Origin of the sequence: Algoriphagus sp. NBT04N3, assembly GCF_019443765.1 — a bacterium.
GTDB lineage: Bacteria > Bacteroidota > Bacteroidia > Cytophagales > Cyclobacteriaceae > Algoriphagus > Algoriphagus ornithinivorans.
The window spans coordinates 925,667-951,189 of sequence record NZ_CP048415.1 but is presented as its reverse complement, the minus strand read 5'-3'; the positions used below and the strand labels follow the sequence as shown (position 1 = coordinate 951,189).

23 protein-coding genes are annotated in these 25,523 nt (G+C 35.9%); 1 reads left to right on the top strand and 22 read right to left on the bottom strand.

Annotation, left to right across the window (positions count from 1 at the left end):
* The first annotated feature begins 874 nt into the window (after nt 1-874).
* Nucleotides 875-1,276: a helix-turn-helix domain-containing protein gene (locus GYM62_RS04100; protein ID WP_219958425.1), complete on the top strand. Its 402-nt coding sequence runs from the start codon at nt 875-877 to the stop codon at nt 1,274-1,276.
* Between the two features lie 1,856 nt (nt 1,277-3,132).
* Here GYM62_RS04100 and GYM62_RS04095 read toward each other — a convergent pair.
* From GYM62_RS04095 to rffA, 22 genes are all read right to left on the bottom strand, one after another.
* Nucleotides 3,133-4,359, bottom strand: a complete 1,227-nt coding sequence (locus tag GYM62_RS04095) for a hypothetical protein (protein ID WP_219958424.1) — start codon at nt 4,357-4,359, stop codon at nt 3,133-3,135.
* 188 nt (nt 4,360-4,547) lie between these two features.
* Entirely contained in the window at nt 4,548-5,642 is a 1,095-nt protein-coding gene (locus tag GYM62_RS04090) for a glycosyltransferase family 4 protein (RefSeq protein WP_219958423.1), read from the bottom strand.
* A complete protein-coding gene (locus GYM62_RS04085; protein ID WP_219958422.1) occupies nt 5,639-6,700 on the bottom strand; it encodes a glycosyltransferase in 1,062 nt (353 codons plus the stop codon). The genes GYM62_RS04090 and GYM62_RS04085 overlap by 4 nt, the downstream gene beginning before the upstream one ends.
* The gene (locus GYM62_RS04080) at nt 6,697-8,310 is read right to left on the bottom strand and encodes a formyltransferase family protein (RefSeq protein ID WP_219958421.1); all 1,614 of its coding nucleotides are present in this window, start codon (nt 8,308-8,310) and stop codon (nt 6,697-6,699) included. Before GYM62_RS04080 ends, GYM62_RS04085 begins: the two co-directional genes overlap by 4 nt.
* Before the next feature lie 53 nt (nt 8,311-8,363).
* The gene (locus GYM62_RS04075; protein ID WP_219958420.1) at nt 8,364-9,128 is read right to left on the bottom strand and encodes an FkbM family methyltransferase; all 765 of its coding nucleotides are present in this window, start codon (nt 9,126-9,128) and stop codon (nt 8,364-8,366) included.
* 5 nt (nt 9,129-9,133) lie between these two features.
* Nucleotides 9,134-10,375: a glycosyltransferase gene (locus tag GYM62_RS04070; protein WP_219958419.1), complete on the bottom strand. Its 1,242-nt coding sequence runs from the start codon at nt 10,373-10,375 to the stop codon at nt 9,134-9,136.
* On the bottom strand, nt 10,372-11,241 hold the full coding sequence (locus GYM62_RS04065) for a glycosyltransferase family 2 protein (RefSeq protein ID WP_219958418.1): 870 nt from the start codon (nt 11,239-11,241) through the stop codon (nt 10,372-10,374). Before GYM62_RS04065 ends, GYM62_RS04070 begins: the two co-directional genes overlap by 4 nt.
* A gap of 1 nt (nt 11,242) precedes the next feature.
* Nucleotides 11,243-12,127 (bottom strand): glycosyltransferase, encoded by an 885-nt coding sequence (locus GYM62_RS04060; RefSeq protein ID WP_219958417.1) that lies wholly within the window; start codon nt 12,125-12,127, stop codon nt 11,243-11,245.
* Between the two features lie 19 nt (nt 12,128-12,146).
* Nucleotides 12,147-13,061, bottom strand: a complete 915-nt coding sequence (locus GYM62_RS04055; protein ID WP_219958416.1) for a glycosyltransferase — start codon at nt 13,059-13,061, stop codon at nt 12,147-12,149.
* Complete coding sequence (locus tag GYM62_RS04050) at nt 13,054-14,028, bottom strand: glycosyltransferase (RefSeq protein WP_219958415.1); 975 nt, start codon at nt 14,026-14,028, stop codon at nt 13,054-13,056. The genes GYM62_RS04055 and GYM62_RS04050 overlap by 8 nt, the downstream gene beginning before the upstream one ends.
* Entirely contained in the window at nt 14,028-14,840 is an 813-nt protein-coding gene (locus GYM62_RS04045; RefSeq protein WP_255590541.1) for a glycosyltransferase family A protein, read from the bottom strand. Before GYM62_RS04045 ends, GYM62_RS04050 begins: the two co-directional genes overlap by 1 nt.
* The gene (locus tag GYM62_RS04040; RefSeq protein WP_219958413.1) at nt 14,841-15,809 is read right to left on the bottom strand and encodes a glycosyl transferase; all 969 of its coding nucleotides are present in this window, start codon (nt 15,807-15,809) and stop codon (nt 14,841-14,843) included.
* Entirely contained in the window at nt 15,806-16,789 is a 984-nt protein-coding gene (locus GYM62_RS04035) for a glycosyltransferase family 10 domain-containing protein (protein WP_219958412.1), read from the bottom strand. The genes GYM62_RS04040 and GYM62_RS04035 overlap by 4 nt, the downstream gene beginning before the upstream one ends.
* A 7-nt stretch (nt 16,790-16,796) precedes the next feature.
* Nucleotides 16,797-17,603 (bottom strand): glycosyltransferase family A protein, encoded by an 807-nt coding sequence (locus GYM62_RS04030; protein WP_219958411.1) that lies wholly within the window; start codon nt 17,601-17,603, stop codon nt 16,797-16,799.
* Nucleotides 17,597-18,727, bottom strand: coding sequence for a glycoside hydrolase family 99-like domain-containing protein (locus tag GYM62_RS04025; protein WP_219958410.1), 1,131 nt, complete (start codon nt 18,725-18,727; stop codon nt 17,597-17,599). The genes GYM62_RS04030 and GYM62_RS04025 overlap by 7 nt, the downstream gene beginning before the upstream one ends.
* A complete protein-coding gene (locus tag GYM62_RS04020) occupies nt 18,720-19,532 on the bottom strand; it encodes an FkbM family methyltransferase (RefSeq protein WP_219958409.1) in 813 nt (270 codons plus the stop codon). The genes GYM62_RS04025 and GYM62_RS04020 overlap by 8 nt, the downstream gene beginning before the upstream one ends.
* A complete protein-coding gene (locus tag GYM62_RS04015) occupies nt 19,501-20,097 on the bottom strand; it encodes an acyltransferase (RefSeq protein ID WP_255590539.1) in 597 nt (198 codons plus the stop codon). Before GYM62_RS04015 ends, GYM62_RS04020 begins: the two co-directional genes overlap by 32 nt.
* An 11-nt stretch (nt 20,098-20,108) precedes the next feature.
* The gene (locus GYM62_RS04010; protein WP_219958407.1) at nt 20,109-21,350 is read right to left on the bottom strand and encodes an ABC transporter ATP-binding protein; all 1,242 of its coding nucleotides are present in this window, start codon (nt 21,348-21,350) and stop codon (nt 20,109-20,111) included.
* On the bottom strand, nt 21,343-22,095 hold the full coding sequence (locus GYM62_RS04005; RefSeq protein WP_219958406.1) for an FkbM family methyltransferase: 753 nt from the start codon (nt 22,093-22,095) through the stop codon (nt 21,343-21,345). The genes GYM62_RS04010 and GYM62_RS04005 overlap by 8 nt, the downstream gene beginning before the upstream one ends.
* A gap of 58 nt (nt 22,096-22,153) precedes the next feature.
* Nucleotides 22,154-22,744, bottom strand: a complete 591-nt coding sequence (locus tag GYM62_RS04000; RefSeq protein ID WP_219958405.1) for an FkbM family methyltransferase — start codon at nt 22,742-22,744, stop codon at nt 22,154-22,156.
* A 564-nt stretch (nt 22,745-23,308) separates the two neighbouring features.
* The gene (locus GYM62_RS03995; RefSeq protein WP_219958404.1) at nt 23,309-23,977 is read right to left on the bottom strand and encodes a class I SAM-dependent methyltransferase; all 669 of its coding nucleotides are present in this window, start codon (nt 23,975-23,977) and stop codon (nt 23,309-23,311) included.
* A 295-nt stretch (nt 23,978-24,272) separates the two neighbouring features.
* Nucleotides 24,273-25,496, bottom strand: a complete 1,224-nt coding sequence (gene rffA / locus GYM62_RS03990; RefSeq protein ID WP_219958403.1) for a dTDP-4-amino-4,6-dideoxygalactose transaminase — start codon at nt 25,494-25,496, stop codon at nt 24,273-24,275.
* Nucleotides 25,497-25,523: the final 27 nt, after the last annotated feature.

Sequence of the window (25,523 nt, the reverse complement as noted above, 5' to 3'; positions counted from 1 at the left end):
CCCATTCCAACTCCCAAATGTCTTTAGGACTGGTCGGTCTTGATTAGAAATTGATTAAATGTAATAAGCGAAAATCCTCTGCAGCGGAAGGCTTATCTAACAGTCGACAGTCAAAAGTCGACAGTCAACAGTGACGTCACTCCCTGATCATCGGTGGTAGTCCCCTTGGGTAATACAAGCCCCTTGGGAAGCAATCAGGGAGAAAAAATAGGTTCAGGTAGGGTTTTTAATCAGGTTTTTAAAGAGTTGCTTTGGATTGGACCAAGGCCACCATTCCAATTCAGGTAAGACTTGAGTTTTCATAGATTTAAGCTTGAGGACGGGAGCACGAAGGCGGAAGAATTTTCCAAATAAGGCTCAATAATCCACTTAATACTTATTCCCTACTCAAAGATGGTAGGATAGCTACTTGATACAAAAAAGAAATCAACGATTTCCACCATGCCAGGTAAATGGCTGCAAATAATAGGTTTAAGAGAAAAATTTCCTCGGATTAGTATTTGACCCTACTTCTTAATAAAAGAGCAACCCGAGTAGAAAAGTGTTAAGTTTTAATCAGATTGGATTTTTTGGCTTCCTGGGAAAGAGCCATTTGTAGGTATTAAATCCTACATCTGCTCCCTTCGTAATTGATTGAAGACAGACTAATCCTGCACACTCTCCCTGATTGAGAGAAGCAAATGGAAAAATGGCAGTTATTGTCTCAAAAATCCTCATCTAAAAACGATTCTCAGACAATTTTAAATGGATATTTTAAGAAAAAAGAATAATTTCGGTAGTATAAACTATACTCAAAGTAGTATTACACTACTATTTGAAAAAATTCAAGCCATTTAAAAGATAAAGTCCTATTTTTGAATACTAAAGTACAACTATGAGAGAAGCAGATCATTCAGAATTCACGGTTTTGGAGAACAAAACCATAGGGAGAAACCTATCTACTTTCAGAAAATTAAGAGATAAAAAAGCATTGGAAGTTGCTGATTTTCTTGGAATCAAGGAAGCTACTTATACCAAATATGAGCGGGGTGAAAGTAAGATCACTATAGAGCTAATCCAAAAAGTAGCTGAGTTTTTAAAAGTTGATCCTATTCAGATTTTAACTGCTCAGCCTGGCCATTATGTTGAATCAATAACTGGTTCAAACAATATTGCAATTCAGACTAATAGTATTTATAAAGCAACTGATGCAAAACAAACTGAGGTCATGATGAAAATGATGGAAACGATGATGCAGATGAATGAGGCGATCAGGAAGATTTTGGAGGGGAAGTAAAAATTGAATTCTTATGGAGAATCATTTAATCAGTCTTTTAATCGGAGTCACTTCAGGAGTTATGGCTTCATATTTATTTTTAGTTTTTTAAGCCGTAAAAAGCCAAAAATTGAAATTGCTTAGCACATCAGTAAAGTCAATTTTAAAGGTGAGGACAATTATTTCTTTAAACTCGTAAACAAGACTGACTCCGAGCTATTTGATGTAAGAGTCGAGGCCACATTTTTCAAACCAATCGGTGATTTGAACGGAACAAATTTACACGGAACAGATATTCCATTAAAGGATTCATTTTTATGTACATTCCTAAGTCAAATTCTGCAGACCAACACAATTTACATTGTATAAGGCTCAGAACCACCGAAGACTTGGAAGAAAAATGGACTGACGATTCGTCAAAAATTCGCTTAACCATCATTGGAAGGCATGCCTTATCTGGGTTTAATCAAGTCTTTTTTAAGGAATTCAACTCAAAAAGATGTATTACATCTAAACAGTTTATCTCAGGGGATAGTCTTGAGGTCAAGTAAAACTTACTTTGAAATAAAACATATAAATCCAAACTAGCGTTATAATATTGATTTAAAACTTTTGAAATCATGAAAAACGATCACATTGCTGGCTAAGCTTCAGCGCCAAGAAAAATTACTTAGAACTAAAATTTGATCCTTATAGTAAAGAGCCTCATTGGGCTCTTTTTTTTGAATTAAGTAAACTAGGTACCTTGATACAATCGATTACCCTTTAAAAATTCCTTTCCTCCCAAAGATCAAAAGCCTCTCGCTCGAAATTACTCCCGATGATCTCAAACAGCCCTGTATTCTATCAAAAGTTATTATCATTTTTAACCTTGGCCTAAAGGCAGGATAATCCATAGGTGCTTCCAATTTGACTTGTATCAACTACCACTCAAACTCGGCTTGAAATCATAGGTAAGTCGAAGAAGAGCCGAAGATGAGTCGAGGAAGAGTCGAAGTTGGTATTAAGTATCTACCCTTTAAGGTTGAAAAATATGTGATTAAATTAAAATGTGAGGTCGGTAGTTTCCCTTTATTTTAAGGTTGAAATCTAAAACAATCCTTCACCAACCTATTCAATCCCATAGGGATTTCAGCTCGGTAGCAAAAAAATAACCACAAACTCTTCTCCATGCCGTAGGTATGGAAGAAGGTAGAAATACAATAGAAATATATAGAAATACGCCTGCAGCAAAATACGGGTCAATCCCCCCTTTGGAAGTGTAAATTTAGTTTAGGATGATTTCCTTTGGTAAAGGGGGCAAGGGGGATTTTTGAGAAATACTGTGGAAATAAATAGAAATACGCCTTCGGCGAAATATCTTGGAGAAGCCGAATAGATCGAAAGATATTTTTTAAGATAAGAGAAGATATGCCTTCGGCAAGATATTTATTGAAAGAAATACAGTAGAAATATATTGAAATAGGCCTTCGGCGAAATAAACCTTGAAGACAGCTTTGATCAAAAGCTCTGAAAGAGCGTAATTTATTAGCCCCGAGTGCAACTCGGGGTAAAAGATTCACCACCACCCTCCCCCAGCGCTGGCCCTTGATCTCCATTTGGAAACGATGACTCAATGCCAGCAAGACGAAACGAAAACCATAAAAAAACCCTCCAAGGGATTTCTTGAGTTGCCGGATGGATGTAAAAAATGTTCATGTCCCATCTTATGGCAAACCCTTGGAGGGTTTTTTCGGATTACAAATCCTACGATAAGACCTCGGAATTGCAAATTCCGAGGAGCCAAATCGCTATCGCAGATCTCGAGCAGCTAAAACAGCCAAAAAAAAATCCTGCTCTGAGGCAGGATTTCAGTTATAGGTATTTGTAGATCAGGGCTAAGTAGACTCCAAAAAGGCAGCTTCCTCTCTTTTTCTTCTTTCTTCCTCCACGATTCGGTTATAGATTTCTGCCCGTTTCTTGATTCGATTGGTTTTTTCCCAATCCATGAAGGCCACAATCACAAAAAGCATATAATACATAATCTGGGATTTTTGACGGATGATGATACCCAGATTCGACATCACAAAGGTCATGGAGATAGAAATAGAAATAAACACCACCGCCGACATCTTTACCATGGCCGGAGCAATCCGCATATAATCAATAAAGCTCTTCTTAAAAACCTTGGAAAACATATAAATATACAAGGCATTTTCAATTGATACGATTATACCCAAAGCATTAGGAGAATCAATAAATAATGGTCTGAACCAAAAGGTAAAGAGTTTCATCGGTAAGCTGTATGAAGTCATATCAACTCCCGACCCTGCAGATTGTAGTCTTTGTGCGTTTAGGGTAGATTCTTCTTCAAAGCTCTCCACAAGATTATTCGGGTCATAACCCAGATATGTAATTAAATCCTCATAGACAAAAATAGAAACACCAATTCCAGCCAAAGCAACTAGATATTTTTGATAGGTAGGAACTTTTTCTCTACCAAAAACAAAACTTAAACCCATCCCAATCATTACTGCAAATAAAATATGCGGCCTTACCATGTAACATAAAAAGCCTCCAAAAATTAAGTGAGGAATTCTTTTACCCGGCCAAGATAATCCATAAGTTAAAAATCCAATTCCTGCAAAAATAACAGCTCCCTTCCCCAAGGAGGCAGTCCAAAAATGCATATTAGGTAAAAACATAAAAATGGTAATTGCATCCCATCCTTCAAACTTGGGGTTAAACCGAAGGTTTTCCTTCATAAAACAATAAAAATAGACGAAGCCCCAATAACCTAACCATGTAAATAGGAACATGGTCATATCATAATTGAAACCTAAAAATCTAACCCAGGGAAAAGACAACCATTCGATGAAATCAGTTCCTGCAGAAAAAGCATCAAACCAATTTTTCCATAAAAATTGAGTTTTATAATAATAATACTGAGAATCTGATCGATTGAACTGTGCATATGTCCAATAGACCAATCCAAAAAACATATGATACCAATACATCTGGTTCAATAGTCCAGCTTTCAACCATTTATGCTCCTTTTGAAGATTATTCAAAAATGGCTGAGAAACAAAAAAAAGGAAAAGGACTAAGAGAACTGCGCTAAGCACTTTTTAGAGTTTAAAGTTATTTGAGACTAAAGTTAAAAGAAGAATCGAAAAGGGGAAATATTAGGATTAATTGGGTTATTGGTTATTTGTTATTTGTTTAGGATTAAAGGAAGGTCAAAGAATTGATTATTTATTCTATTTGTCAAATTGAGAAACTGGAAATTAATAAGTCGAATTGAAGAGTAGTTTTAGTTTTGTTTTAGAAGGTATTTGTAAAACTCTTCAAATTGGAGGGAGACTTGGGGAAGGGAAAAGTGAGTGCAAACGAACAGATAAGCTTGGTCCAAGATTTTTTGTTTAGTACCTTTTTTCATTGAGATTACTTCCAGAATAGCTTCAATAAAGGCTTGGGAATCTTTTGGCGGAATGCACCAGCCAGTTTCTTCGGTTTTGAGTACTTCTGGGATACCCCCTACTCCAAAGGCTATGACGGGAACTTTGTGAATCATAGCCTCCAAAATAACTGCAGGCAGGCCTTCGATTTTTGATGTTAACACTAATGCCTTGGCCCGTTTTAATATTGGAAAAGGATTGGTTTGGCTGGGAAGGATGTGAACTCGATCTTCTAAACCATACTTCATGATTTTTGATTTCAACCTGTTTTCCAAACTCCCTTTGCCCATATAGACCAAGTTTAGATGAGACCAAACTCTCTGATATTCAAAAAAAGTAGTTAAAAGCCACTCTGGATTTTTTTCGGGAACTAAACCGCCCATAAAAAGTAAAAAGTTTTGAGGCAGATCAAAGTCTAATTTTTGACTACTTAATCGTTCAATTTCTAAAGTGTCGATCCCAATTGGGACTGTCTTAGTTACCTTTTTAAACCCATAAAAATTAATTAAATCTATTCGTGTTGCCTGTGATACTGAAATCACGGCATCGGTTTGATTTACTAAAAAATGATAATACATTTTCTTCCATCTACTCTTAATAAAAGGACTCATCATATTGGCATTGCGATAGATGAGTTGAAATCGATTGGTGGCCAATTTCTTGGCAAAAACACCGTATCGTAGCGTATCAGAAGCATTTGCCTGGACAATATTCGGCTGAAATGAATCAATTATCTTTTTGAGTTGCCAAAAACCAACCCAATCCAAATGCGTCCTATTCTGTCTGCCCAATTGAATAAATTCCCCAGAAAAAGCCAAGTCCCCTGTTCCGGATAAAATACTGATGACCAAGACCTCATGCCCCCTTTCTTTCAATTGCTCCGAAAGCTGAAGCGCAAATATCTCAGCTCCTCTTAGCTGCGGCCGGGTGAGCAATTGAATGATTTTCATACTTGAGAGTAAAAGTTCAAAAAGTCCCTGCTTGCCCTTTTGAGACTAAAAAAAGACTTTGCTTTTTCGATATCCTCAAGGCTCTTAGCTAAGTAACGCTCATAATTTTCCTGAACCGAAACCATAGCTTGAATAAAACCGCTTTGATCCTTTTCCGGAACCAAAAAAAGGGAAGGAAATTCAGATTTCAGTTCGGTAATTCCGCCTACAGCGTAAGCAATGATTGGTATTCCCATGAATAGAGCTTCCGCAATTACCGCAGGCATACCTTCAATTTTGCTAGGCAAAAGCAAAACACTAGGCATTGGAGCATCATACCAAGGTTTTTCTAAAGCACCTTGAAACCATATTCTGGATTTCATATTTTGATCTTGAACCCAATTTTCAATCTCTCGCTTTAATGGCCCCTCACCTATTAAGTGGAGATTTCCTTTTATCCCTTTATCAATACCTTGCTGAAATAGTTCAATCAAGCCTTGATGGTTTTTCTCTACGGTAAAGCCTCCTATATGTAGCCAAGTAAAATCTTCCTGCTCTTGCGCATAATTTCCCGAAATACAAATACCAATTGGAATTACCTGATGATGAAGTCTTGGATTAAAGGTTCTATCCAAATCAGCTTTGCTAAACTCAGAAACAGAAACCAAACCATTCATTCTACGGAGGAAAAAAGCATTCATTCTTTTTTGAAGTCCATTTCTAAGATAGTAGCTCATTACTCCACCATTGTTAAAAATCAATTTGGGCTTTTTGGATATGAATAAAGAAGCCAAAGCCAAAAACTTCAAGGTGTCTCCCCCATTCGCTTGAATGATTTGGGGTCGAAAATCAGCCACCAAATCGACAAATTCTTTCCAGAGGTGAGGCTTCCAAAAATCCTTGGACGAATTAAGCCCCAAACAAAGAATTTTTTCTTTAAAGGGTAAAGCAAAAGAACCAAAATACAAGCTTACCACCTTTACTTCCAAACCCTGCAGTTCAAACTCCTGGGCTAGCTGAGCCGCAAATACCTCCTGCCCTCGTGCTTGCTGTCTATGGATCAAAAACAGAATTTTCATTTTCTGGAGTAAAAATCAAATATCCTGCGATCCCCAATTCTATTCATGGTGTGAATTCCCAAAGTTCCCTCTTTTTCATTAGGTTCAATACGATAGGCCTCTTCCTCTCGGTAAGAATCCAGACTGAGTGATTTCACCTCCATCACTCGTATTCGATGACCGTATCTTTTTTCCGAATCTTGTGCTGGTCTGTAAAACTTCCCATTCTCTTCAAATAAGCTGCCTGCGGGTCTGGAAGATCGCACATCCGACACAATGGGGTTTCGGGAATGTGATTGCCAGCTAGGTTGGGAAAGAGACTTTGAGAAGTACAGGCTAAGCTCGTCAAAGGGAGAACAGGCTGGATGGGATTTTTGGTTGACAAAAAGCCAATACCCTTGTTCGGTTTTCCAAAGCGTAGGATCATAAGCTTCTTCGGAAAAAAGCTCTTGCTTTCTTTCCCACTTGAAAGGAAAAGAAATAGCTTGATAAAGCCATAATTTTCCAGCTTCAGCGGATTCCGGAAGCATCCAAAAGGCGCCATTTTCCTCCCAAACAAAAGGATAAGAAAGATGCCACTCCTCTTCAATTACAGGGGCACAATTTCCTTCCTCATCCATTATTGCGATGATTCCCTTTTTTCTTTTCTTGTCAAATTGCTCTACAAAAACCCATAGTCTGCCTTGATAAAAAATAGGAAAAGGATCAGCCAAATAATACTTATTGCCATCCTCCCTTTTAATCAATTGAGCTCCCCGAGTAGAAATCAGCCGCCTATTAATTGACAAATCACTTATCCACCCAATATCCCAATGAGGAGCTTTGAATTGCTCTCGAGTCTTTCTTTTCAGATTTCTTAAAAAAAGATTAGTCCCCATTCGAAGCATTGAACGAGTTTGGGGTGGCTTGAGTAATGGAGCGGAAAAATCGATAGCTTTGGAAGCAACATTCAGACACCAGCCTGCCATACCCAATCGGTCTATTTCCCTAACCACCCTAGCAGGAAAAGCAGCAGAAGCCCAGAAGATACGATTGGCATTCCGCTGCACAGAGAGCGGGTCCGTTTGGGTGTGCGACTCATAAAGGATCTCCCCTTTGTCCAGCTTTTCATTGAGTCGCATCAAAACGCATCCTGTGGCAGGAATTTGCTTCATTACTTCCCAAAAGGCAGGAGGGCCACCCCGATAAACTTTAGGATCACCATGATGGTAGGACCATACACCTAATTTGGGCACCTTGAGTATTTCCCCTGAAAGAATCCTAAAACCAAATCGAATCACAATGTCTAAATCGTAGCTGGCAATCTTTTCTATATCCTTATCAGAAAAGCTATCCCGATACTTTGTTTGGATAGGTTTGGTTGAAAGAACAGGAACCTTAGAAGAAATCACTTTTGATAGCGGTACCGATTCAAAAGCATCCAAATCGTCCTTGAAAAAGATACGGTCTAACTTTCTATAGACCCGATATAAAAAGGGAGATGGCCTACCCGAAGGCTTAGGAGATTGATTGACCACTAAAACAGAAAACTCAACCAATCCAGTAGAAAGGAGCTTTCTAATCGCCTCAACCTGCCAGGCTTGGATAGTCAAAGAGTCTAAAAGAATCCCTATTCTATACAAAATAAACACATATAAAGCCTCATTTTTTCAAAACTCAAATTACGATCTTTGATGAGTAATAATTATTCATATTCAAATGACTTTACAAATTTCGGTCTAAGGGTCTTTGACCACTCAGAATTTATAAATAAAACATCACAGTGCATAAGAAACCTTCCTTTTGTGTAAAGGCTTTGACTCTGTTTATAAAACCCAACGACATCATATCCAAGTCGTGATAAATACTCTTGAATAGAATTGTAGAATGTTGTTCTTGGATGATATTTAATTCCCAATTCAAGCAGAATAAACCCCACTTTTTTACTTTTTAGATAATTAGATGCTCCTTTTAGCACCTCCATTTCAAATCCTTCTGTATCAATTTTTAAAAAATCGATATAATCTATATCTATTTTTTGAACAATATTATCTAAAGTATCAACTTGAATTTCTTCTAAATTATAAATAGGGTTGCTATTTTCATTTCGTTTTTTAGATAATGAGTTTTGAGTTGATTTTTCCTGAAGAGGAATTTTAATTTTTTCAGTGGTTTCTCCTAAGGCAAGATTATAACAAAAAGATTTATTCGTATTTGGATTGGTTTCCTCTAAAATTTTAAAAGTAGATATCACAGGTTCAAAAGAAAAAATTTTTGAAGAGGAAAATTTCTTTAAATAAAGATTCCTTGATTGACCCACATTTGCTCCTACATCAAACACAACTTTTATGTCATTTAAACTTGTTAATCTTGAGACATCATTAAACAAATCTATTCCCCATGGTTCCTTTTTAATCCGGGAAACTTTTAAACCTAAGTTTGAAAGTCCCTCTCTTATTAATTCCTTCATAAATCTCATTTTTTTCGAATTAATTGAAAATGAATATTTAAGAGCCTTTCCTCGTATTCTTTAGCTACATTTTCGATATCAAACCGATCTTCTGCTACTTCTTTAGCGTTCCTTCCCAAGGCCTTCATCGCATCATGGTTTTCAATGGCCCAAAGCATTTGTTTGGCCAAATCATTAATATCCTGAACCGGAAAGACTAAGGCGGTTTTTTGATCTGTAACCGCCTCCAAATTCATAGGGATGTCCGAGGCAATTATGGGAATTCCTACCATCATTGCTTCGACTAAGGCGCCGGAAAAGCCTTCGTACCAGGAAGGGAATAGAAAGTAGTCAGTAGTGAGCAGTGAGCAGTGGACAGTAGGCATTGGGGAATAGCCATTGAGTAGAACCTCCATAGGGTTGGGTAATTTACCTGGGAGGAATACGGAGTCTTGAAGGCCTAAATCTTGAACCAGTAATTCCAGCTCTTTTCTGAAGGGACCTTCCCCAAATATGATTAGGGTGCAATCCGGATAGGTTTGGAGGACTTTGTCAAAGGCCCGAATGGCATCTTGGAAGCCTTTTCTTTCCAAAAGTCTACCATAGGAGATGAAGTTTCTAATTGGGTCCGTCACTGCGATCCCAACAGTGGCGGGAGAATCTGTCTTAACCGAAGAAGATTGCTTCGCATCGCTCCCGCCACCGCGGGCAGGCGCAATGACGTTACGCGCAATGATGGGAACGGGACGACCTCGGTATACCACCGAAATCTTATCTCGATCAATCCCCAAGGTCTTCACGTGAGAATCAGCTAAAGTTTGGGCATTGGCAATCCAATGAACAGGTATGCCTGCGGTAAGCCGGTCCAACCAATAGACAATTTTGTATTTGATCCCCTTTTTATCTGTCCAGGCAATAGGAGCATAACTATCATTTACTAGAGTACCTATGAGTGGAACTCCCGTAATCCAAGAAGCGATCCGGGTTATGATATCTGCCCTCCAAAGAGAGGAAACCAGCAAATTGGGCTTTTCCTGTCGTATCAATTTGACCAATTTTCTTACGGCAAGAATAAAATGATAGGACTCCGGGATATCCAAAAAAAAGAGCCGGATTCCGGCTCGATCGTAAGCTTTTCTTAGGTCATGCTTAGGATAGAAATAAACAAATCCTACATCCACCTCCTCGGAAAATCGTGAAAGAATCTCTAGGTGACTTCGTTCAGCACCTGCATTGAATAAGGCGTCTTGGGTGAAGAGAATTTTCAAGTTTCTTTCAACGTCATTAAATCTAAAGATTTACCTTTTTTCCCCAAAAGTCCAGCACGGACCCCCTTTAATCTCATTTTAGTAGTTATCCATCCATTTTTAGCTAAAAGACCACCTATCAGTCTTTTGCTTTGGAGAATTATGCAATCAATTAAATTAAATGCTGTAAAGTGAATCCTTACAAAGTGAATGAAATTTCTTGACTGATAGTACGATCTCCAAAGATGTGAATAAGAAGTTCCTCCTCCCCAACCATCATGTAAAATTTCAACATAAGGATTGTTTACTACACCTATTTTATATCCTGCATTTCGAATTCGATAGCAATATTCAAAATCATCAAACATCATGAACCAATCTTGAATAGGAAAACCAACTCTCAATAAATCTTGAAATCTGGCAATAGCTCCATCAAACAATGCGAAATCGGCATCTTCAATATCCTTATGATTTGATTGTATTTTTATTCTTTTTCCTAGTTTGATGATTGACCCAGCCGAAGAAATCATTGAAAAATCCGTTGCCTTAATTTTTGAAATAAGAAAATTTAGGTATTTACTTTTTGGTATACTATCATCTTCTAAAAATACAACATAATCAAGATTAGGCCTATTCTCTTTCAGATATTTCATACCCTTTGCCAATCCAGCTCCATGACCTATATTTTCTTTTAAACAGAGTATTGTTGGTTTCAATCTCTCCTTGTGGTATTCCAAAATCTCCTTTGTACTTGTTTCACTACCATTATCAATGATAACAAAATCCAAATAACTCCAATTAAAATTCCCGATTTCAAAAAGTAGGGAATCTAGTAATTTTGGTCTATTGTAAGTAACTAATAATAATGCAACAGAAAAATCTACCATCCTAGCTTAATGGGATTGTATTTCCTTTTACTCCACTGTGAAAATGTTTAAGTGCCAAAAAAATATATTTCATATTCTCAAATCCATATCTAAGACCAAATCTATATCCATAAAACATTTTCCCAATTCCTTTTTTTATTAATCTTTTTTTCATGGTATCCAGAGTAAGTAGGTGTGCGATGTAAAGAAGATTCCTGAGGCTGTAATATTCACGAACTAGATTTTCCTTTTTCTGGTAAACAGGTCTTTCGAAATCTAATCTCTGATGCTTTTTTCTAGACTCCAGAAATAGCCCACAGTGTACATTAAGTGAAAACCCTTGCCTTTTTACTTTTAAACAAAAATCAAGTTCCTCAAACCCAAAAAACAATTCTGGATCTGGAAATATTCTGGCTTTTACTACATCACGATGGACAAGCATACTCATGTTTCCAGCAATAGACTCAACACCAAGAACCTTCTTTTTTTCAAGTAGTCTACTTTGAACTCGCTTGATTTCTCCTTTTTTATGATCAAAAAAATGGCCCACTGCTCCCAAAACTCCACAATAGGGATCAGCATCTCGAATAGATAGGAGCCTTTCAAATGTGTCAATAAACTCCGGCGGATCATTATCATCCCCCCAATATATCCAATCAGCACCATCATTAGCACAAAGTTCCAAACCTTTGGCTGCTCCACCTGCAGGGCCTGAATTAAAGCCCATACGATAATATTTGATTCGAGAATCCAACAATGAGGCAATAGCATGATCAGTATCAAGACTCTCAGAATTGTCTATGATCCAAAGAAAATCCGGTGGACTTGTCTGTGACATTACGGACTTTATGGTTTCACAAAGAATTGCAGGGCGATTGTAGGTAATTATGAAGCCTCCAAGTTTCATACTAATTATATTCTTTTTTCTACTTCCTAAATCCATGTGAAAGTAATCGCATCCTATTAAATGGGAGAAAAAAGAATAATAAAGTAAACTTAAGCCCATCCCCCACCGAATAAGAATAAAGCTCTTTAAGCTTTAAAATGTATATTTTCCAATTCCAACAAACAGTAGCACTTACCAATTGCCTTCTAATAATTGCACGCAAAAAACTGGTGTTCTCCAGCAAAACTTGCTTGTGCTTTTGCTGAAAATAGGCCAAATCTTTAAGCAATAAAGCTCTTCCGTATTTTTGGTTTCTCTTTTTTGGCTCTATGGTATTGCCAAAAAACACCATAACTTCTTCCAAATAGAATCTTTTTGAAGGTGGAACCAATCTCATTATTCTGATAGCCAAGTCCATATTTTCAGAATACCTTAAGTTGGGATCAAAGGCTCGGGCATTTTCAAAAATTGATGACCTTACTAAAAAAGTACCAACAAGATTATTGAATTTCGCTTCCTCCCCATGGATTTTCAACTTTACAAATTTTGTCCAATCCTCTCTTTCTCCTGTTTCTTCGTCAATCAATGCTCCATAGCAAAAGGCGATATCAAATCCGTTTTCTTGATGTTTCTTCTTAAAGTTTTCAAGCCAATCAGGACTAAGCCAATCATCACTATCCAAAAATGCTAAAAACTTTCCAGTAGCTAGTTTTGCTCCCCTATTTCTGGAATCACTTGGCCCCGAATTTGGCTTTTTGATGAGTGTGATTTTTTCTGGTTCAAAGCTCTTTATTATTGTTTCAAGTTCATCGTTGCTTCCATCATCCACCACGATCAACTCCCAACTTTTTTCAGTTTGATCAATAACTGATTGTACAGCCCTTGAAATGGTACCGATATTTTTATAGTAAGGAATTATTATTGATACAAAAGGAGACTCCAAAACCTTAATCAAATCTGGAATTAAGCCATTCGAAGTGGCTTAAAGTTTTCTTATAGTTCTTAAAAAAGGACTTCAGCTTTTGACTATTTTCAATAAGCTGTACTTCATTTCGTTTTGTAGGACTGGCGAAATTTCGATATTGACAAAGCAAATAACCTTTGAACGAATACCATAATTTTAGAATTATTTCAGCTCTCAACTGCATTTTTGATGTTCCCATGAAAACAACTTTATAAGAGAACAAGAGAGGAAATGAAGAAGCTATTCCTTTTTTCAATTTCAAGTAGTATTGCCAATCAAGTCTACCCAAAGGAATGAAGTGTTGAAACTTTAATTTACTTTCAAACCAAAGGTCATATCCAAGCAATTGAACTAAATAGCATAACTCTACATCGCCTCCACTTACCAGTTCATTTCCCTTTCTATCTGTTAGAATCAATCTGGTTTTCAGCTGATCCAATTGAAGCAATGCCTTTCTCAAAAAAAAGCAACCGGCACCATAGTGTGCCGCACCTTTTTCTAATTTACCGCTTGTTTTACCATTATTCCCTACTGCATAGCTATGAGAAAACTCAGCAAACCAGTCTGGAAACTGTACCTCACTGACAGGCTCACCACAGCCTCCCAATATTCCTACCTTTGAATGGGACTTAAAAATAGAATAGCCTACTGTTAAGTAATCCGAACAAAGCCAATTATCATCATCACAAAAAAGGACAATATCGTAGTTGGCAGTTCTCCAGCCTTTTTGTCTTGCATGGGTTAAGCCAGCATTTGGCTCAAACACTACCTTTCCCTGGATAATCGGATTTCCTTTGAAAAATTCCTGAGCGATGAAATTAGAATTATCCTTACTTGCATTGTCAACTATCAACAGCTCCCAAGGGCCTTCAAATCTTAATTTGGAAATATACTCTAAGGTTATTGGGAGTCGAAGCTCTCCATTGTAGGTGCAAATGATTATGCTTATCCCTGTCACTAGAATCTAGATTTTACCATATCAAGAATAAGTCCTGTTTGATATTTGGTGAAATAGGGTATGAATTCAAAAAATTCAAAAATAGATAAGTGTCTAAATGCGATCTCAAAGGCTAGGTTCCTCGACCTAAACCTACTCCATTTATATTCCATGGTATCTCCTGCGGAGATTTTAACATTCTTTGGTTCACCATCTAAGTGGTAGTTTACCGAAAGTGCTTTATTGGTAAAAACAATTTTGGGTTTGTTCGATATTATCGAAAGAAAAAAACAGTAGTCTTGGCCATTCAATAGATTCGGACGAAACTTAATATGGTTTGAAATCAAAAAATCTTTTCGAATTAATGCCGAATTCAAAGGCCAAGTAATCTTTTTTATTAAAAAGTCCAGTAAGAGATTTTCAGATCTCACCAGGTCCGACACCATGCTCAATGAGCCATTTTTGAAAATGTTGGTATAAGAAATCGCTAAATCAGCTTGCCTCGTTTTTTCAATTATATCAAGACTTTCTTCAATCATTCTAGGCTCTAATGCATCATCCGAATCTAAGAATACCACATAATTTCCTTTCGATTTTTTTAGGCCTAGGTTACGGGCTGGATTTGATCCCTTTTCAATGTTTTCAAAATATTGTATGCGAGACTCTTTATCGGCAATCGAAAACACTAACTCTTTTGTACTATCCTGACTAAAATCATCTACAACTAGGCATTCCCAATATCTATAGGTTTGATCTATGAGACTTTGAATAGCCCGTTCCAAAGTATGGGCCCTATTAAAAGTAGGAATAATAATGGAAACTATGGGATCCAATTAGAATAGCGATAATAAGGATTTTATCTTCCTTTTAAGTTTTGTTTTAAACCCCTCCTTGGCTACAAAAAAATTAAGCTTAGGCTTAATGCCAGAATAGAATTCAAAATTATTTTCAATAAGTGTCTTTTCGTATTCTTTTCCCAAACGCTTCAATTCAGGCCGGTTTTTATAAGCAAATTGGGATTCGCCGGATCTTCCCGTGATATATTCACTTCCGGGCTTGAAGCCGCTAAAATGAAAGAAATATAAGTGCTGATCAGCCTGATTGACCGCAAAATCGCTTCCTGAGTCAATGAGTATCCGTTCAGAAAAATTCCACCAAGCCATATTGTAACCTCGGTGCTTTAGGATAAACACCTCATCAAACAGCAAAGGAGCTAAGTCCATCCATTTTTGGTCTACAAAGATTCCTCTGGGTTTATCAATCAGGCAGTGGGTGCGCAATCGGGTTTTCCACCATAGGATCAGTCGATTACTTTCATCGGAATATCTCAATGCGATAAAACCCAAATTAAACATCCCATGCCGTAGGGCAACCAATTCATCCAATGAAGTCTCAACAGGAGCCTCACAGAACATGGGAGTTAAAACTGTATTATGGGATTCTAAAGCTTCTGTCACATGGTCTAAGGTACGGTAAAGTACAATATCCGGGTCCAAGTAGATAATACGATGACCTGTTCCATAAGTACTCCATAAGTAGTCTATATAAAAAGGCTTAACAGCCGTATTAAACTCGATCACATTGTATCGAGACAGCATATCCTCAAACTCCGGAAAACCTAACTGATCAAAAGGAAGGATTTCCATCCCTTGAAAAGATGAAAAATCGATCTGATCATCCAAATAATCAACCAAACCAATAACAAACTTGGAATTTGGATAAAATTTCAACACCGAATCTCCAAGGGTTTTGGCTTGGGCAAGGTAGTTATTGGAGCAGAGAGTGAAGAAAATGGGATTCAAAACTTGATTCGCTTTTTAAAATAGTTTAGGAAGCTTTTTAAAATGCTAGACCGGGCAATATTTCTGTTTTCTACCCGCAGCCTTACCTGACCAAAACCTCTTCGATAAGCAGCTTCTGTATCCTGATCAAAAATTGAAAACAAGAAATCCTTAAGGCTATTTTCAAAAAACGGAACATGGTCATGATCAATAAAAAGTGGCTTTTTTAGCATCTCCAGATATAATCCCGGGTTAGAATCCAATTCCTTTATCCGGTCTAATGCTATTTCGGGATTAACGGGATCTACCCAAATAACAGCCTCAGGATTAATTCCTCCCTTACCTTCATATAACGATCCAAATGAATCAGGATCTCCCCAATAAATTGGAATTGTATTTGAAGAATAAGCCTGAATAAGCTTTTCGGTCAAGTATCCTGAGGTAGATGAATTTTCAAAGCAAAGAGAAAATTTGTATTCCTTTTGCCATGCTGATTTATCTTTAACCGGTTCGCCAATAGAATTTAAATAGTTTCCGCCACTGTCTACTCCCCGATATTGACATAGCATCAAGTAAAATTGGGTACGAAAATCAGATGCAGTCCCATTACTGACCAGAAAGTTGCAAAACTTCCGATTGATTAAGCTTTGCAAATCGAGGGCTAAAATAGATTCAGGCCTTAATTCCGCTGCCTTTACTGAACCCGAATAAAAAAGATATAATGGAAAGCGGATGTACCTATCCTGAAACTTAATATGGTCAAATCCAATTCCGTAATCAGAAATATTAAAATCAGGTCTTACATTCTCAGAAGAAAATGCAATTCTGACACCTGAGTATGGAATTATATCAATGAGATGAGCTTCATGAAAAACAAAATCGGGTTTAACTTCATCGATGATAACATTATACCTACTACTAAGAATCCCAAAAAAAAACTCAGAATACCACTCTTTTAGCGCCTTTCTTCTGAAAAGAAACTTAATTCTTATTGCTCTCAATTAAAATTCAATTGATAAGTGGCTTTCTAAGAATATACTTATAGATCAAAATCCTTAAAAAATAGCTGAATGGATTTCTTTGAATATTTTCTACCACACGAAAATATTGCCTGTATTTTTGGTGAAATATAAAGCCATGTTTTGAACCTAAGTATCGAAGCATTTTTTCTTTTTTTAGTTCTACACCCTGACCCATCAATGAATCCTTCCTTACTCTATAATCAAATAATTCTTCATCTAAATAATGAAACAACCATTGTGTTTGAGCAACTCTAATCCACAGATCCCAATCCTCCCAGCCAATCAAATCTGAATGTTCATCAAAACCACCTATCTCGTCAAAAACTGCACGCCTAACAAGGGTACACATATCTATGTAATTCCCTGCCAAAATTGAATTCAATGAAAATTGGTGAGGTTTAAAGCGCAATAGAGAGGAATCGGTTTCTCCAAAAAAAACCGGTAAACTATAAACTACCCCAGCAGAAGGGTTAGATTCAAGTACTTTTATTGCTTTAATCAAATAGTCGGGTCGAATCTTATTATCACTATCTAGAAAAAAAATGAAATCACCACAACATTTCTTTATTCCCAAATTTCGGGCAGAAGCGGGACCTCCATTAGATTTATTAAATATTTTAAATTTTGAATTACTGTTTAGGTTATCTAGAATTTTAAGGGTAATATCATCAGTTGAACCATCATTAATTATAACCAATTCATAATCTTTAAAACTTGATTTAAAACAACTGTCTATAGCTTCCAAAAGGAATAAACCAGAATTAAAACAAGGAATAATTATTGAAATTAGCATTTTGTAAAAATCTGCAATTCTTCCTTTATAACTTTTAAATATTCATGGCCCCATTTTTTATCAGGCTCTAAAGCATTACCTTCACCCCATTCATTCCAAGACTTCAAAAAGACAAATTGTTCTGACGTTGGTAAATGTTCAATTTTTTCAAGACCTTTTCTAATATGGCCACGAAATAATTCAGGAGTTGAATTATGAAAAATCAAACTTTTAGAAGTTGATCTAGGTGAATTATCCCAATCATGGATACATACAGGGAAATAAGAATAGTTGTATATTTCTTTAGAAATCAAATAGTCAATAGCCTTCTCATATTCGATAATTACGGGCTTTTTTCGTTTATTGAAATCTACTTCTTCTGGAAAGAATTTTTGTTTTAATCGATTAAAAAATTTCAATACTAGATTAGAGTCATTTTTAATTAAATTATTTTTCCAATATCTAAGTGCTGAAAACTCTGATCCAACCACAGCATCAAACCCATTTTTTTTAGGATTCCATAAGGGGTCAGTTGCTGAAATACCAGCCACTAAATAGATTCCAGGAAACCCTTCTTTTCTTGCTAATGACCTAAATGTATCGACAAACACTTTCAAATCAGGGATATCAAATACTTTATAAATCTGAAAAAATGGTTTACCATCTACTTTAACATATCTCTCATCTTTAAAATAGTCTAACAAATAGTAAAAATATTTTTCATAATCAGTTTTTCCCAAATACTGTTGTTCAATTAAGATTTTTTGAGATTCAACGCCAAACCAAACACCTTTCCATGATTCATTTGCCCAACAAAAACAAAAAGGGAAATCAGGTTTCCCAGAAAGCAAAACTTCTTTTGCAACTCTATCCAAGATTTTTTTTCCATCCCCAAACCAATAATTGTAATAACAAAAGCCATAGATTCCATATTGGTTTGCCAAAAGGGCTTGATGTTCGCGAGTTTCATCAACCCTAAGATCATAGTACCCCAGATCGAGGGGATATCTGGGTTGATTGTGACCTTTAAATAAAGACCTTGCTTTAGTAACATTTGTCCACTCCGTAAATCCTGGCTCCCACCACAAATTGTTTTCTTTAATTGGATAATATTGTGGAAGGTAATATGCTAATAGTTTAGCCATGGGTACTTTTTCTACAGAAAATATTCAATTGAAGATCAAACTCCCAGTTTTGTGGAAAATCAACAAATGGAAATTTTTGAATAGGGTATGCTTCTTTAATATAATACCTAAATCCAGCACGAGAAATAATTTCAAGAATTGAATTAAGACACTGATTTCTATCACGAAAAGAATGATATTCAATAAAAAGATTTTGAACAAGATTTAGATGATCCTCAATTGAATATAAAACATCCAGCTCTGCTCCCTCGATGTCTATTTTCAAAAAGTCGACTCTCTTATTAATAAAACCAGAAAGCTCTAAGCAACTAATTTGAATAATTTCAGATCGATTTATAGGATTATTATCTATTCGACCACCCAAGGAACCGTTTGGAAAAAAATCAATAAATCCAGCTGAAGACCAAACTGCTGAATTAAAAAGTTGAACATTCTTTAGATTATAGACTTCTAAATTCTTGCAAAGAATTTTAAAAATAGAAGGATCGGGTTCAAATCCAACTAATTTACATTTTGGAAAAATACTTCTAAAATAAATTATACTAAAGCCAAAATTAGAACCACAATCTATTATATATGGATCTTCAATTTCAGACTTAAAAAAATAAACATTATCAACAAAAATTTCTTTTATTGAAAAAAAAAACCAAAATGGATTAATTGCCGATATTTCACGACCAAGAAACTTTGTCTTAAAACAAATATTTTTGTCTGCTCTCCTATATTTCTTCCAAAAGAAAAAAGAGATTCCTAAAGATCTAAATATTTTATATTCACGGTAAAGGCTTATAATCAATCCAATCATTAGTTTCAAAAGAAAATATTTTAATAATTTTAGCAGGAACTCCCGCAATCATTGTATAGGAAGGAAAACTCTTCAGTACAACTGAATTTGCCCCTACTACACAGTATTCTCCGATAGTAACTCCCGATAATATCGAGACTCGATATCCAATAAAAGTATTTTTTCCAATTTTTACTTTCCCTTTTGAACTCAGAGGCATTTCAATAGGAGATACATTCAAATTAGGTTTGATATCATGAAAATGATCTGAAACATAAAAATATTCACTTATCAATACATTATCACATATCTCGATCGTATTTATAGCTGTAATACAACTATATCTTCCTATATTAACAAAATCTCCAAAAACTATTTTAGGAATAAAAGATTTTGATCGATAGTTTTCAAGAGCCTCAATCCATGAAAATTCACCGATATACGTTTTCCTTCCGATATATATATTGGATCCTCCACCAATTTTTATTGGTTTGAGAATAACAGAATCTGAGTCTAAAAAATTTATTCCAAATCGGTTGTTAAATTTGCAGATTCGACTTTCAACGATTGCCTTTATATACTTCAAAAAATACATGGCTATTCTATACTAAAACTTGAATGCATACTACAAACCCCTTTCCATGCAGTATTTAAAACAGAATATTTGTCATCCAAAACTTCAAATGAATTTTTTACCACCCAATGGTCCTTCAAAACTCCATCACTATTAATAGCAAATTCCAAATCATAGACCTGAGGTTTAAAACATAAGAAGAAATTTATCTTAAAAACATATTGCCCTTTATCCAATGAAAAAAGATATTTACCTCCATCCTGGCTATTTGCAGAATAAATAATGCTTCCAAAAACGTCTTTAATAATAAGTCCAAATTCCAAATTCGTCATTTTACTTAAACACAAAAATGTTACACAAATCTCACAATGAGAATTTGTAACTATTTGCTCAAATTTGTTTGAGTTAAAAGTCCAGCTTAAAAAAACACCACTTTTATTGGCTTTTTCAAAATTCTGTCTTTTAAATTGCTTTCCTTCAAAATTACTTGAGAAATAAATTGAAACCGCTTCATTAGCATCTTTTCTTTCAAGACACTTTCCTTTTTCCAATATCAATGCACAATCACAGAGCTTAGCTATAGCATCCATTTGATGAGATACAAACAATACCGTCCTCCCATGGTTTTTGCTTACATCCTCCATCTTCCCCAAGCACTTCTTTTGAAATTCATAATCTCCTACAGCCAAAACTTCGTCAATTATCAAAATTTCCGGGTCCAAATGCGCAGCTACAGAAAACCCCAAGCGTACTTTCATCCCAGAAGAATAAAACTTTACCGGAGTATCGATAAACTTCTCTACTCCTGAAAAGTCAATAATCTCATCCAGCTTAGAATCAATCTCCCGACGGGTCATTCCTAGGATGGTTCCGTTCATATAGATATTCTCCCGCCCTGAAAGCTCTGGGTGAAAACCTGTTCCGACTTCAAGTAAAGAAGCCACTCGTCCATGAATCTCAATATTACCTGATGTAGGTTCGGTTATTTGAGAAAGAATTTTTAGTAAGGTGGATTTTCCTGCACCATTCTTTCCAATGATTCCTAAGACCTCTCCTTCTTTTACTTCAAAAGAAACATCTTTAAGCGCCCAAAAAACTGAATCGTCTTCCAAACCAAATCGATTTAAATCTCGAAGTCGCTTCAAGTTATCATAAGGAGAACGGATTATCTGAGAAATCTTACCAACCAAAGTATCGGCATACTTTTCTTTTAAACCGAGGCGGTAGCGTTTGGAGAGATTCGAAACCTTGATGACTTTATTCATGGATTTTAATCCCGTTAATTTTGTCAAGAAAAAAAAAGTTGCAGGAATTTTTATATACCAACTCGTAATTATGACTTTTTAAAAAACTTACAATTTCATTCCCATCTTTTCCAACTTCAATGAGCACTATTTTGGGCCTGTAAAGATCCCAATCATTGCTTTTTAAAACCTTCAAATCAAACCCCTCTGTGTCTATACTTAAAAAATCTATCGGTTGATTATTTGTCAAATATTTCTTCAATACTTCTTTTAAAGGCCAAACTTCTACATTGATAACTTCCTTTATTTGAGTTTTAAACCTACGACAGTGATTAATAGCAGTGTTTTTATCGAACGTTGATAGAGTATCAATTTCAAGTTTATAAAAATCCAATTGACCAAAATCAGTCCCTATCCCTATATTTAAGTTGATATCCCTATTTCGCTTTTTTTCAAAAAGCTTAATTTTCTCAGGTTGTGGTTCAATATTAATTCCAGTCCATCCTCGACGATAAAACCGATTTGTATTACTGAATTTTTTGGGGTCATTTGCCCCTACGTCTACATAAAATCCTTTTTCTTTTCGAAATATTGCATCAATAATTAAGTCTTCTTGATATTGAGAAAAAGATTCAATTAGTGAATTATTTGGTTTAAATAATCCCTTTTTTTTATTATGTTGAGTTCTCCTATATTTTTGAATTTGAAAGGTTATGATAGGAGGAATCAGTAATTTTATAAATCTATAAACATTAGTTATATTCATTAATTAGACTATTAATCTTAGAGTTTCGATTTAAATAGAAATACCTAAACTATCTTTATTATTTGAAATAAAACACTGTATTCAGTGTTTTAGCTATTGGTCTGTAACCTTTTTGCTTCAGCAAGGAATCTACTTTTCCATTAGATTGGCTTTCCATTGAGTAATTCCAGATTTCAGTCAAAATCAAGTTTGGTTTGTATTTCTCAAAATCAAAAGATTCCAAAATTCGAAACTCTTGGCCCTCTACATCAATAGACAAAAAGTCAATTTTTTGATTTTCGGGAAGGTACTGTTCCAAAATGGAATTTAGAGAATCTGACTGCAATTGATGGATTTTACTAAGTCTATTTTGTGACTTAGATGAATTCTTTTCCTGTAGTTTAGATGACTCAAATCCATTCAAGGCCTTATCAGCAAATTCATAGTATTTGACTGTTTCTCCCTTTGTTCCTAGCGGTATCTCCAGATTAATATCTTTTTTGCGCAGCCGATTGAAGAGCTTCATGCTTCCTGGCATAGCGTCGATATTAATTCCACGCCAGCCTTTTTTATAAAAAAAATAAGTGTTGGAAGATTTTTTTGGATGATATGCCCCGATATCAATGTAAAACCCTTTCTTCTTTTTATAGAAAATTCTTCGAAGAATCATGTCCTCCCCTTCCCCTGAAAAAGACTGAAAGGAAACATAATTAGTATAGGACCAAACAAATAACCTTAGTCTCTTCCAAACTTCACTAGGAAAAATTTTTCTGAGACTATTTTTTATCAAAAGAATAATTATCAAATATCAAATAGAATAATAAGAGTGGACTGGAAGCTATAAGGAATTAAAAGCAAGGAAGAGTAATTGATTAAAGAGTAACTGAGTAATCGTAGAATTAAGATTCTTAATTTTTTTACAGCTTCGCCCTTTCAATCCCATTTAGGATCTAAGAATGACTGAGTAATAAATTTACTCAGTGCTTTGGGAATTGCAAATCTTATATTCATCATTTTGGATAATTCTGGATTTTCTATCTAAAATCTGATAAAATCTCAAAACGAATCTGCAGTCTATAAAACTGGTGGAGTGCAATCCCCAGTAAAAAAAATAAAAGGAAAAAGAGCCAGTTTCTTTTTAGGGTTTTGACTATAAAGAAGAAGTTATCTCTCAAATTGATGTGTAATCACCCTTAAGGAAGAATCCTAACAAAGCCTAAGCACGGATGGAGACTTAATTTCGGCGTCGAATTGCAAAACTCGGAGCTGTATCTAATTCCATGCTTAGATAAAGAATCTCCCAATTGTAATTCAAACAAAATTCATGAACCGCCTCGATGACTCCATATCGAACCATCCCATTCCAGTTCCCAATGATATAATCATGCCCTGCAATAATCCCATCGGGTTTAACCTTACTTGACCATAACTCCAATTCTTGTTTGGTAGTAGCGTAGCTATGGTTGGTATCTATATAAATCCAATCGAAGGTATCCTTCTCAAATTTTTGAACAACCTCTGTAGAATATCCAATATGAATACAAACTTCCCCTTTGCTAATTTCTTTGGAGAACTTCTCTTCTACTTCTTTTCTTTTTCCTAAATGATATCTTTCAGTACCCCAAAGGTCCACTAAGTGCAATGTTTTGGGCTGATTGATTTTTAAGATTTTTTCAGAAAAGCCTCCCTGATCCACTCCAAGTTCCGCGACCACCCCTCCTTTAGGAAGAAGCTCCAACAAGGCCTCTCTATTTGGTAATAATCTGGCAGAATTTAGCGACTTTTCGTCAATTTGAACTTTGGGTAATTTTGAAGATTCCTGGACTTGAGATGCCAGAATGGATTTTTTCACTTGGGTAAAAAGTTTTTTCTTTAAAAATCCGGGAATCAGTTTAGTAAGCATTAGAAAGAATTATTTTTTTGATTGTGTGCAATAAAATCACCTTTAATTTCTAGGTTGAAAACTTCGAATTCGACCAATACAGGCTAGCAATAATCGAAGTTTCAATATTTTTTCAGAAAGGTGGAAATGATAAAATTATTTAAGATTATCCGCAATTATACCAGTGATTGTATTTTCTTCTTACTAGTGAGAAAGCGGGTAAACATATAGTTTTTTAGTCCTTTTGGAAGCATGATTTTCAACTTAAGATTTATTTTAGACAAAAAACATTACAGCTTAAGCTGAAAAGAATCAATCAAGCTAGATTATTTTCACTTAACTCCGGGAGTTCATAAAACAAGGGCAAGCGAAGCAAACAATCCGTATAGCGATCTGCTTGAGGCAATTCCCTTTGAAATTGAGCTGGGTAATTATCCCTGACAAAATCAGATTTATGCAAAGATTGGTAGTGAAATACCGCTAATATTCCTTTTTCCTTAAGTGCTTGGGCATAGGAAGTTCTGCTTTCTAGGTCAGGGAAAACCAAGTAGAACATATGGGCATTGGCCTGAAAGCTGAAGGATGGAAGTCTGAAGTCTGAAAATCCTAATACTCCAAGCCTATCTTCCATATTTTGATCTGCGACATCACTTTCCACTTTAAACTTTAAACTCTTCACTATCTCAAGGTATTTTGGACTTAAGGTTTTGGATCCAAACCTATCCTCAGAGAAAGTCCTATAGTAGTCTTCCCAAATGGCTTTACGTCTGTTTTGGATATCATCTAGATTTTCGAGTTGGGCCCAGAGAAATGCCGCTGTCACTTCGGATGGAAGGAATGAACTCCCCATATCTACCCATCCGTATTTATTGACTTCACCTCTAAAAAACGCTGCTCTATCAGTTCCTTTTTCCCAAATAATCTCAGCCCTTTTAACTAATTCTGGATCATTAATGACAAGCATTCCACCTTCTCCGCATTGGATATTCTTGGTTTCATGGAAACTAAAAGTGGCTAAATGGCCCCATGCTCCCAGGTATTTCCCCTGATACTCCTGATCTATGGCTTGAGCGGCATCTTCCACCACTTTGAGCTGATGCTTTTGAGCAATTGCCATGATTTGATCCATTTCTACTGGGAAACCCGCATAGTGCACGACCACAATCGCTTTGGTTTTGGGGGTGATCAGTTCCTCCACAAGTTTTTCATCCATTCCGGGATGATCTTCCCTGCTATCTACAAAAACAATGAATGCTCCTCTTAATACAAAAGCATTGGCTGTGGAAACAAACGTGTAGCTGGGAAGAATTACTTCATCACCCGGCTGTATATCCAAAAGAATTGCTGCCATTTCCAGCGCATCGGTACAGGATGAAGTCAAGAGACATTTTCCAAAATTATATTTAGACTCAAAGAATTGCTGACATTTTTGAGTGTAGTACCCATTTCCCGAAATCTTCCCCCTTTGGATAGCATCCTGAATGTATTCCAGTTCTTTGCCGCTTTGGTAGGGTTTGTTGAAGGGGATTTTATAGTTCACAGGTGACAGGTTGATAAGTCTGAAATT